The organism is Waterburya agarophytonicola KI4, assembly GCF_020640915.1.
GTDB classification, from domain to species: domain Bacteria; phylum Cyanobacteriota; class Cyanobacteriia; order Cyanobacteriales; family Xenococcaceae; genus Waterburya; species Waterburya agarophytonicola.
In genome coordinates, this window is sequence record NZ_JADWDC010000030.1 from 44831 (window position 1) to 54785 (window position 9955).

The 9955-nt window shown below is 39.2% G+C and carries 7 protein-coding genes and 1 pseudogene; 4 read left to right on the top strand and 4 right to left on the bottom strand.

Features of this window, described 5'->3' with window-relative positions; genetic code table 11:
• Positions 1-7: 7 nt before the first annotated feature.
• Positions 8-1957 carry an ATP-dependent zinc metalloprotease FtsH gene (gene ftsH / locus I4641_RS12960; protein ID WP_304956531.1) on the bottom strand — a complete coding sequence of 650 codons (1950 nt, stop codon included), beginning with the start codon at positions 1955-1957 and terminating at the stop codon, positions 8-10.
• Positions 1958-2091: 134 nt separating this feature from the next.
• Positions 2092-3558, bottom strand: a complete 1467-nt coding sequence (locus I4641_RS12965; RefSeq protein WP_229640954.1) for a peptidoglycan DD-metalloendopeptidase family protein — start codon at positions 3556-3558, stop codon at positions 2092-2094.
• A 577-nt stretch (positions 3559-4135) separates the two neighbouring features.
• Here I4641_RS12965 and I4641_RS12970 point away from each other — a divergent pair.
• Entirely contained in the window at positions 4136-5437 is a 1302-nt protein-coding gene (locus I4641_RS12970) for a pre-peptidase C-terminal domain-containing protein (protein WP_229640955.1), read from the top strand.
• Between the two features lie 93 nt (positions 5438-5530).
• The gene (gene rpsD / locus I4641_RS12975; protein ID WP_229640956.1) at positions 5531-6139 is read left to right on the top strand and encodes a 30S ribosomal protein S4; all 609 of its coding nucleotides are present in this window, start codon (positions 5531-5533) and stop codon (positions 6137-6139) included.
• Between the two features lie 133 nt (positions 6140-6272).
• On the opposite strand, the gene moaA is transcribed toward rpsD, so the two are convergent.
• A complete protein-coding gene (moaA, locus tag I4641_RS12980) occupies positions 6273-7259 on the bottom strand; it encodes a GTP 3',8-cyclase MoaA (protein ID WP_229640957.1) in 987 nt (328 codons plus the stop codon).
• Positions 7260-7391: 132 nt separating this feature from the next.
• On the opposite strand from moaA, the gene I4641_RS12985 reads away from it, so the two are divergent.
• Both I4641_RS12985 and I4641_RS12990 read left to right on the top strand, forming a co-directional pair.
• The gene (locus I4641_RS12985) at positions 7392-8906 is read left to right on the top strand and encodes a Ycf46 family AAA ATPase (RefSeq protein ID WP_229640958.1); all 1515 of its coding nucleotides are present in this window, start codon (positions 7392-7394) and stop codon (positions 8904-8906) included.
• A gap of 3 nt (positions 8907-8909) precedes the next feature.
• Complete coding sequence (locus I4641_RS12990) at positions 8910-9428, top strand: SH3 domain-containing protein (protein ID WP_229640959.1); 519 nt, start codon at positions 8910-8912, stop codon at positions 9426-9428.
• 128 nt (positions 9429-9556) lie between these two features.
• Here I4641_RS12990 and I4641_RS12995 read toward each other — a convergent pair.
• Positions 9557-9907: pseudogene (locus I4641_RS12995) on the bottom strand (transposase); the annotation flags it as partial.
• Positions 9908-9955 lie beyond the last annotated feature (48 nt).

Below are 9955 nucleotides of genomic sequence, written 5' to 3' on the forward strand. Positions count from 1 at the left end.
TTAAATTTTACTTTTTTAGCAGGCTAGGAAATTTATCTTTTATCTGTTCTTTGCCATAGGTAGGAGAAAATTCAGCTAATAGTTTGCGGAATTCTTTACCATCAATAGTTTCTTTCTCGATTAAAAGATCGACAATACGATCCACGGCTAAACGGTTCTCGCTAATAATGGTTTTAGCCTTGTCATAGCAGTCTAAAGCGATGTTGCGAATCCGAATATCAATTTGCGATGCAACCTGTTCGGAGTATTCATTTTTGTTTCCCGAATCACCCCCTAGAAATACGGGTTGATCTTGACCTTCTAAAGCTAAAGCTCCTAAATCGGACATACCAAATTTAGTAATCATTTCTCTTGCTCTATCGGTTAAAACCTTAATATCGTGTGCTGCACCATCGGTAATTTCGTCCATACCGAATACAATTTCTTCCGCTGCTCGACCACCAAGCAAGGTAGAAATTCGAGCTAGTATTTGTGATTTGCTTTCTAAACCAATTTCTTCATCGGGAGTGTACCAAGTCAAGCCTCCCGCACGACCTCTCGGGATAATAGTTACTTTTTCTACAGGATAGTGACCAGGAATCATCGTAGCAACGATCGCATGACCCACTTCATGATAAGCAATCAATCTTTTCGCTTTACTATCTACGAGAGGAATACCTTCCATTCCTGCCACAATACGGTCGACCGCATCATTGACTTCTAACATAGTAATGGCTGCTTTGTGTCTTCTGGCAGTCAAAATAGCAGCTTCGTTGAGGAGATTGGCTAAGTCTGCACCAGAGAAACCAGGAGTGCGACGAGAGATCACTTCTAAAGACACTTCGGGGGCAATTTTTTTACCCCGAGCGTGAACTTCTAAAATCCCCAATCTACCCTGTAGATCGGGGTAATCTACCATTACTTGGCGATCGAAACGACCAGGACGCAGTAGAGCTTTATCCAATACATCGGGACGATTGGTCGCAGCAATCACAATAATGCCACTATTCCCCTCAAAACCATCCATTTCAGTCAAAAGCTGGTTGAGGGTTTGCTCTCTCTCGTCATTACCACCGCCAATACCAGCACCCCTTTGACGACCTACCGCATCGATTTCATCAATAAAAATTATACAAGGGGCATTTTCTTTAGCTTTTTTAAATAGGTCGCGGACGCGGGATGCACCCACACCAACAAACATTTCGACAAATTCCGAACCAGAAATACTAAAAAAAGGTACGCCAGCCTCACCTGCGATCGCTTTTGCCAAAAGAGTTTTTCCAGTCCCAGGAGGCCCGACTAGCAGCACTCCACGAGGTATTTTTGCCCCAATAGCGGTAAATTTTTCTGGCTCTTTGAGGAAGGTAACGACTTCTTGGAGTTCTTCCTTGGCTTCTTCAATTCCTGCTACATCATCAAACTGGATTCCTGTTTTTGCTTCCATCTGGAATTTGGCTTTTGAGCGACCAAAGTTGAGAGCTTGACCCGAAGCATTAGCAGAGCGACGTACAATAGCAATCAATCCAGAAATTAAAACAAAAAAGATTAGTAAATTTAGCAATACCCCAACGGTAGTCGAGCGATCTATAGAAGTTTTAATGCTAAAGTCTACTTGTTTGGCTCTAATTTTGGGAATCAAATCCTGATTTTGCTCGAATAAAACTACATCTTTGGGTTCTTCTTCTTGTGATTGTCCTTTTAAAGTGACACTAGCTCGATTGGTTGTTTCGTCAAGTTCTACTTTAGAGACGCGATCATTTTCTAGCTCTTGGAGAAATTGACTGTAACTAAGATCGTTTTTGGATTTTTGTTGGGCTAGTACGGGAGTTGCCAGAAGTAAAGTTTGCAAAATCATCCATCCTGCTGCCAACTTAGCGATCGCGCTATTGCTTTTTTTATTTGACTTATGGCTATTTAATTTATAGACCTGAGCAGTATTTAGTTCCGAATTTTCTCTAGTCTGGCAACTTTTTTTCATAGTTATTTATAGCTATTAAATCTACTAGATAGATATATAAAATTTAAGAATAACTCCAGCCTAACTAAAAAAAAAGAGTTTTTGCCATATTTCATTGAATATATCTAAGTAGTAGAATAAAATTGGCAATATCTTTATCTTCGACTCAGTAAAGCCAAAGGATTGACCACGCTTTTATTTTTTGAGTGAATTTCAAAATGTAAATGAGAACCCGTACTAAAGCCTGTGTTGCCCATCTCCGCAATTTGTTCTCCCTGTCTGATTTTTTGACCCTGATTGACTAAAATCTTATTATTGTGAGCGTAAAGAGTAATACTGCCGTCTAAATGCTGTAACTCGATTAGGTAGCCATAACCTCCAGTGTTCCATCCCGCGCTTACAACTTCTCCTGCTGCTGCAGCAAAAACTGGAGTGCCAACGGGTGCTGCAATATCAATACCTTTGTGCAATCTGCCCCAACGCCAACCATATCCAGAAGTCAAGACTCCTTGGGCTGGCCAAACATAGCCATCAAAGGCTTCGGGTAAGTATTCTTCTGACGAGGGCAAAGGAGGTAGTTGTAAAGCGACAACTTCTTGAGAAATGGAATCTAAATCTTGGTTTTTTTCTAGGTTAGTTGAAGTGGCAACATCAACTTGATTTGGAGATGAATTGAATTTGTTTTTGTGGGATTCGGTTTGATTATTTTCTGTTTCTTGTTCAATCTGATTCTGATATTGAGAGCGCATTTGCTCTATGTCTTTTCTCAATCTAGCAAGGCGATCTTCATCACTAATAGCAGCCGAAGCATTTGTATTGGAGTTGAATTTGGCTATATCCTCGGAATTCAATTTAGCATTAGCTACATAATTAGATTGAGGAGAAAAAGATGCTGCTTTTTCTCCCGCACTTTGAGGCAAATTGATCGCAGTTAAGCTTATTTTTTCCGTCCCAACTGTATTTTGTTTGGTAGCTGGAATAATTAGCTTTTGATTAACAAAAATAATATTAGAGTTTTTTATTTTATTGAGCGCAATTAAATCTTGCCGAGATACTTGATATTTTTTGGCAATGCGATTAATAGTATCTCCAGTTTTAACTATATGAGTCTGGGATTTTGAAGAGAAAGTATTATTAACAGCAGGTTGAATAGTTTTAATTTTGGTGGTAGCTAGAAATTCTCGTTCGGAATTATTTTCTGCTTGACTTAAATATATTGGAGTCAAATGTTTAACCAAACTTCCACCTCTGCCATGAGAGTTTAAAACTATTTGAGACTCTTGTGATTGGGATAAATTAGCAAAATAATTTTTAAAAGGGACAGGAATCAAACTAAGAATACGAGGTAACAACCCTGAGGCATCATGATCGTGCTGGCACTCGTGAAAGCTATGTTTTTCGTGATGTCGATCGAGAGTTGAATGAGAAAAAGTAACCTTATCAGCTGCTGTTTGAGTATTAAAATCTGTAGCCAAAACCTTTTGATGAGGATTTAATAAACACAATGTTGCTGTAGCCAAAGGGATAGAAACTTTCAAAGCACGATCTTGATTATTGGACGATTTGGTGGATTTGGTGTTTGGGCGTTTCTCTTTGAGAGATAAAGCATTGTGATATGGCATAGATCTTAATAATGTATTTTGTGATGAGTAATGTTGTTATTGGTGTTTGTCAGAACTATAGGTTATGGGCAAAATAAAGTTAGTCAAGTGACTATATCGATTGACTAAGGATGATTTCAATCTCTTATGAATAAAATTGTTTGGCAAACATAGTTCTTTTTTAGCCCCGTATTTTTATGGAAGATTAGCTTAAAATTGTATTTCAAACAAGTGCAGAACGAGCAAAAATCAATCTAAATAGCTATATTGAACGAAATTGCTAGATTAAGAATTTATTTGACTCAACATAGAATTATTTTTTTGTTCTAGTGACAGCAATAAATAGAAAATAGTAGAATAATCGAAAGCGTCAAGACATTTAATATCATTTAATATTTTTAATTGACTACCATATCGAGATATTAAAACTAATGCGAAGCTACGCAAACATCCATTAATAAGCTAATTTGGATTTCTGAACCTCCAAAAAAAAGCACATTACAATTTTTTGTGGTGCTGAATTCTCATATAGAAGGAACTTGTTTCCTGGAAATGGAGGCTATTGTCAAGAGTCTATAATAAATGTACGAAACTTAATATGGTTAAAGTTTATCTACCCAGTTTTGCGATCTACACTTTTAGCTTGACCGTTAATCTTCTAGTTCTAGGTATTTATCCGTACGGCGCAATTGCTCAAAACTCCTTACCCCAGACAAGCAACAAGCAAGCAGCCAATAATACTAGAATCAGTAGTAATATAGAACCAGAAATACTATCGGAAATCAATCGAGTTAGAACCAATCCTCAGGGTTACGCGAATTGGTTAGAAGACCAAAGACAATATTATGATGGCATCTGGCTCAAATTACCAGGAGAAAAACCCATCAGAACCAATAAAGGATTGAAAGCTTTAGAAGAAGCGATCGCAATTCTCAAAGAGCAACAGCCTTTGTCTCCCTTGAATAATTCCGAACAAACTGCTGCCAATGCTACGGACAAACTAGAAGACTTTGCTACCGCCAACAATCTCCAAAATATCAGCTACGGTAGAATAACCCCCAAAGGCATTGTAATGAGTTTGGTGATAGATGAGCTATTTCCTGATCGCCGTCGCCGTAATAGCCTATTAAGCCCCGACGCGAAGAATACTGGAGTGGCATGTAAGCCCGATCCTAGATACGCTAAAGTCTGCGCGATCGCTTATTCTGATTCGACTCTTGATGTTACCACTGAAAAACCAGTAACTCCTCCTTCTCCTGAGACAGAAACTACTGTCGAAAAACCACCAACCTCTCCTTCTCCTCCAACAGAAACTATTGCCGAAAAACCACCAACTCCTGAGAATGTAACAACCAAACCAGAATCTACACCAGAAGAGACTGAAACGGTTGCAGAAAACTTGCCTCAACCACCACAACCACAAGCACCACCGACTCCTTCAGAAATTCCTGAAGTGAGTTTGCCAAATCCTGAAACAGAAATCGAAGCAGAAAAACCTCCTATAGAGGATAACGAAGAGATTGAAGTTGCCAGAGTAGAAGACGAAGAACCAATTGCTACTAACTCTGACGGTTCGAGACTGCTCGAAAATGTCGAACGGGGTATCTTAGAAGAAGGCGATCGCATAATTGCCGAAGATGGAAGTTTTTACGACTCCTATCCTCTAGACGTTCGCTCTGGAGAATCATTTACCATTTCCTTAGAAAGCGAAGAATTTGATGCTTTTGTAGCTCTTATTGATGCCAAAGGCAATATTATCGAACAAAACGACGACATAAATGAAGAAGATAGTAATTCTCGCATTCGCGTAACTATTCCTGAAAATGGAGTTTATAACGTTATTGTCAATGCTTATGACGAAGGTGGAAAAGGGGAATATATATTAACCATTAGCCGTTAAAGTTTGTTATTTTGCTTTGAAATAATAGATACATCCTGTATAATGATATATTTGGAGATATTTTGTAACTGTAATACAGAGGAGAACTAATATATGTCTCGTTATAGAGGCCCGCGTTTGCGCGTCGTTCGTCGCTTGGGAGATTTGCCTGGTTTAACTAGAAAGAGCCCTCGCAAAGCCTATCCACCTGGACAACACGGTCAAAGTCGTCGCAAACGATCTGAATATGCTATTCGTCTAGAAGAAAAGCAAAAACTTCGTTTCAATTATGGAGTTACCGAAAAACAACTAGTGCGTTATGTCCGCAAAGCCCGTCGAGTAGCTGGTTCTACAGGACAAACTTTGCTAGAACTTCTAGAAATGCGTTTAGACAATACCATTTTCCGCATGGGTATGGCAGGAACTATTCCTGGGGCGCGTCAACTAGTAAACCACGGACACATTATCGTCAATGATCGCGTAGTAAATATTGCTAGCTACCAGTGTCGTCCTGGGGACGTTGTTAAAGTTAGAGATCGAGATCGCTCTCGCAAGTTAGTCGAAACCAACATGGAATACCCAGGTTTGGCTAATTTACCCAGTCATTTAGAATTTGATAAGAATACCTTTTCAGGTAAGGTTAACGGCGTAATCGATCGCGAATGGGTTGCCCTACAAGTAAACGAACTATTAGTCGTTGAGTACTATTCTCGTATGGCTTAATAACGTTGAATGTATATGGAATGTTAATCAAACTTTTTGCTTATAGCTGTAGGCTGCAAGCTATAAGATAATATTGATCTGGCTCGGAAGTATAATTAAACATTTTCATCCTTCTTCCTCCTTCCTTACAGGATCATCCTCCAATTTGGGACATGGTACGAGTGTAAGTTCCATCAGTACCAGAGTCCCGCTCTTTGAAATTGATTTCAGGCTTCAATAATAATAATTCGCTAATTTTAGTCTTTAACTCGGCTAGATCTACACCACTACGGACAGCAGTTTTGAGATCTATTTGACCAGTTTCGTTGAGCAAACAAGGGCGCAACCAACCATCGGCGGATAGTCGAACTCGGTTACAGCGATCGCAAAAACATTCGGACATTTGAGAAATAAAGCCCACTGTTCCTTTGGCATTAGGAATTTTAAATACATCCGCAGGGCCATTTCCCGTAATATTAGACTCGTCTAGTCCCCATTTGTGGCGCAACTGATTTCTGATCGCTTCAGAATCAATCCAAGCTTTGTCACCAAACAACTCAGGATTACCAATTGGCATAAACTCAATAAAACGAATATGCCAATTGCGATCGATACTCAAAGCTGCTAAATCCAAAATTTCTGTATCGTTAATTCCTGGAATTACTACTACATTGAGCTTGAGAGGATCGAATCCTACTTGATGGGCGGTTAAAATTCCTTGCCAAGTTTGTTGCCAACGACTTTTTCCTCTATTGCCCGTAATCTTATCAAAAGTTGCAGGAATTAAAGAATCCAAACTAATATTAATTCGCTTCAAACCAGCATCGTAAAGTGGCTGTGCTAGTTTCTCCAGCAAAAAAGCATTGGTAGTTAGGGCAATATCTTCTGTTTCGGGTAATTGCGAAATTGCTCTCACCAAATCTACCACCCCAGGGCGCAATAAAGGCTCTCCTCCCGTGAGGCGAAACTTGGTAAAACCCAGAGGAATAAAGACATCCCGCACCAAAGAGATAATTTCTCGATCGCTTAATAATTCTTGGTTGAGGAGGTAATTTAGTTCTGTCCCTTCTGGCATACAGTACTGACAACGAAAATTACATTTATCAATCAAACTTATCCGCAAATAATCTATCTCTGGCATAAACATAAAAAAGCTAATAGCTAATAGCTGATAGCTAAAAACTAAATAAATTTGAACGCAGCAAATTCACATCGAACGTATATTAAGAATAAGATAGATTTTTAATAAAGAGCAATAATAGAATTTTTTATAATGAATTTTCAAGAAGAATTTACTCTGCTGTTACGTGCCTGTTATCCCTTAATTTATATTCCCACCAACGAAGAAGAAAGGGCCGAAAAAGCGATCGCTCTAGCTACAGATAAATTGGGCAAACGCAACGTTTATACTTGGGATTTTGTCAATGGCTATCAAGATAATCCCAACAATACGGGGTTTGGCAAGCGCAATCCATTACAAGCTCTAGAATTTATAACTAAAATCCCAGAAAAAGCTGGCGGTGTGTTTATCCTACGAGATTTTCAGCGTTTTTTAGATGATATTGCTGTTTCTCGCGAACTACGCAACTTAGCGCGAGTGCTAAAATCTCAACCGAAGAACATTATCATTATTGCGCCTCAAGTCCAGATCCCTGAAGAATTAACCGAAGTTATTACAGTAGTTGATTTTGCCTTACCTTCTACTCCAGAAATAAAAACCGAAATCGAACGCTTGATTTCCGCAACAGGACAAAATTTATCCGCACAACTATTAGACGAATTAGTCCGCGCAGCCAAAGGATTATCTCTCGAACGAATTAGAAGAGTATTAACTAGAGCGATCGCTTATAACGGTAAACTAGAACCCGATGATGTGGAATTAATTCTAGAAGAAAAACGCCAATCAATTCGCCAGACGCAAATATTAGACTATTATCCCGCTACCGAACAAATATCAGATATCGGCGGACTAGATAACCTTAAAAGCTGGTTGTTACGGCGAGGGGGAGCATTTAGCGAACAAGCAAGGGCTTATGGCTTACCCAACCCCAGAGGGCTATTATTAGTCGGGATACAGGGTACGGGAAAGTCTCTTACAGCAAAAGCGATCGCTCATCACTGGCATTTACCTTTATTGCGTTTAGATGTAGGACGTTTGTTCGCTGGCTTGGTAGGAGAATCAGAATCTCGCACCCGTCAAACTATCGAACTAGCTGAAGCTCTTTCTCCTTGTATCTTATGGATCGATGAAATTGATAAAGGATTTGCAGGAGTAGATGGCAAGGGAGATTCGGGTACTACTAGTCGTGTATTTGGCACATTTATCACTTGGCTAGCAGAAAAGAAAACGCCTGTATTTGTTGTGGCTACGGCTAACAATATTCGTTCCTTACCTCCAGAAATGTTGCGCAAAGGTAGATTTGACGAAATATTTTTCGTTGGTTTGCCCAATCAAAATGAAAGACAGGCAATTTTCAAGGTACACTTAGCCAAATTACGCCCTCATAATCTAGGCAATTACGACGTTAAGCGGTTAGCATATGAGACACCAGAATTTTCTGGGGCAGAAATCGAACAGACTATCATTGAGGCAATGCACATTGGCTTTAGTCAAAATCGTGACTTTACCACAGATGATATTCTAGAAGCTGCCAGTCAGATAGTTCCCCTGGCAAAAACTGCTCAAGAGCAAATTGAATTTTTGCAGCAATGGGTAGCAGCAGGGAAAGCTCGTCTGGCATCGAAAAACAATGACCTAAGCGATCGCATTCAGAGTCAACTTAACTAAAAGATGACCAAATCTATCATTCTTCAACGTCTATCAGCCACCGTACAATTTATACTGGGCTTTTTAATTGGTATCAGTTTAATTGTCGGAGTTACAGGTAGTATGGTATTTGTCTACTACAAGAAAATGTCAACCCTGCCCAAAAAACCAGATTTTCCTATTGCGTCAACAGAATCTATACCCAATAATACTGAATCTGCAACCACCATTGAACCGTTAGAATCTAACACCACGGAAGATGTAGAGGAAGCAGAAATTATTACTGAAGAAGCCGAAGTAGAACCCGAAGTAGAACCAGAACTGCCCGATAGTGCTTATTATGCAACAGTTACTTGGCCTCAAGGTTTGAGTTTGCGAGCCGAACCAGATCTAAATTCTGGCAGAGTTGGCGGTATCGAATTTGAAAGCAAAATCATCATTTTAGAAGACTCTGTCGATGGCAAATGGCAACGAGTCAGACTTCCTTGGAGTCAGCAAGAAGGTTGGGTTAAAGGAGGCAATACTGAAAGAAATTCCTATTAGTTTGATTAAACTCGATTGTTTATGCTTTGGACTTTGGACAAACAGCAAAATGATTCGCGAACACTCATCGCGAATTCTTTTTAGGGTAGTACTAAAATTGTAGTTTCAATACAAAATAAGATAAATTGCTAAGTACAGGACAAAAATTCTAGAGATTGAAGAAAATCAGTTTGAAATTCATCTAAATTTAAGAAAATAGAGCGCAAATGATCGAAGCCATAACGAAAAATGCTTTTAGCCTTTCGTCCATGTTTCTTAATTACGATAGGTTTGTGGTCGGATAACCATTGACCTGTTCGATATGCCCAGCATAAAGCGATCGTTAAGAGAGCAAATAAGCGACTTAAACGCTCTGAATCAATTAGATGAGTGTCTTCTAAATTAAAACCCCGACTTTTAAAAATACCAAACAGAGTTTCGATACCCCAACGTTGGGCGTAGTCATCGATCGCATTATGACAATAATTGGGATTAATAAGTACCTAAGCAAAATTAATTACATAGCGATCGCCAAAATGCCGCAAAAT

Bases quoted from the DNA above. Each gene is read 5' to 3' on its own strand.
- I4641_RS12990 (WP_229640959.1), top strand. From the start codon at position 8,910: ATGACCAAATCTATCATTCTTCAACGTCTATCAGCCACCGTACAATTT.
- I4641_RS12965 (WP_229640954.1), bottom strand. From the start codon at position 3,558: ATGCCATATCACAATGCTTTATCTCTCAAAGAGAAACGCCCAAACACC.
- ftsH (WP_304956531.1), bottom strand. From the start codon at position 1,957: ATGAAAAAAAGTTGCCAGACTAGAGAAAATTCGGAACTAAATACTGCT.
- I4641_RS12985 (WP_229640958.1), top strand. From the start codon at position 7,392: ATGAATTTTCAAGAAGAATTTACTCTGCTGTTACGTGCCTGTTATCCC.
- I4641_RS12970 (WP_229640955.1), top strand. From the start codon at position 4,136: ATGGTTAAAGTTTATCTACCCAGTTTTGCGATCTACACTTTTAGCTTG.
- moaA (WP_229640957.1), bottom strand. From the start codon at position 7,259: ATGCCAGAGATAGATTATTTGCGGATAAGTTTGATTGATAAATGTAAT.
- rpsD (WP_229640956.1), top strand. From the start codon at position 5,531: ATGTCTCGTTATAGAGGCCCGCGTTTGCGCGTCGTTCGTCGCTTGGGA.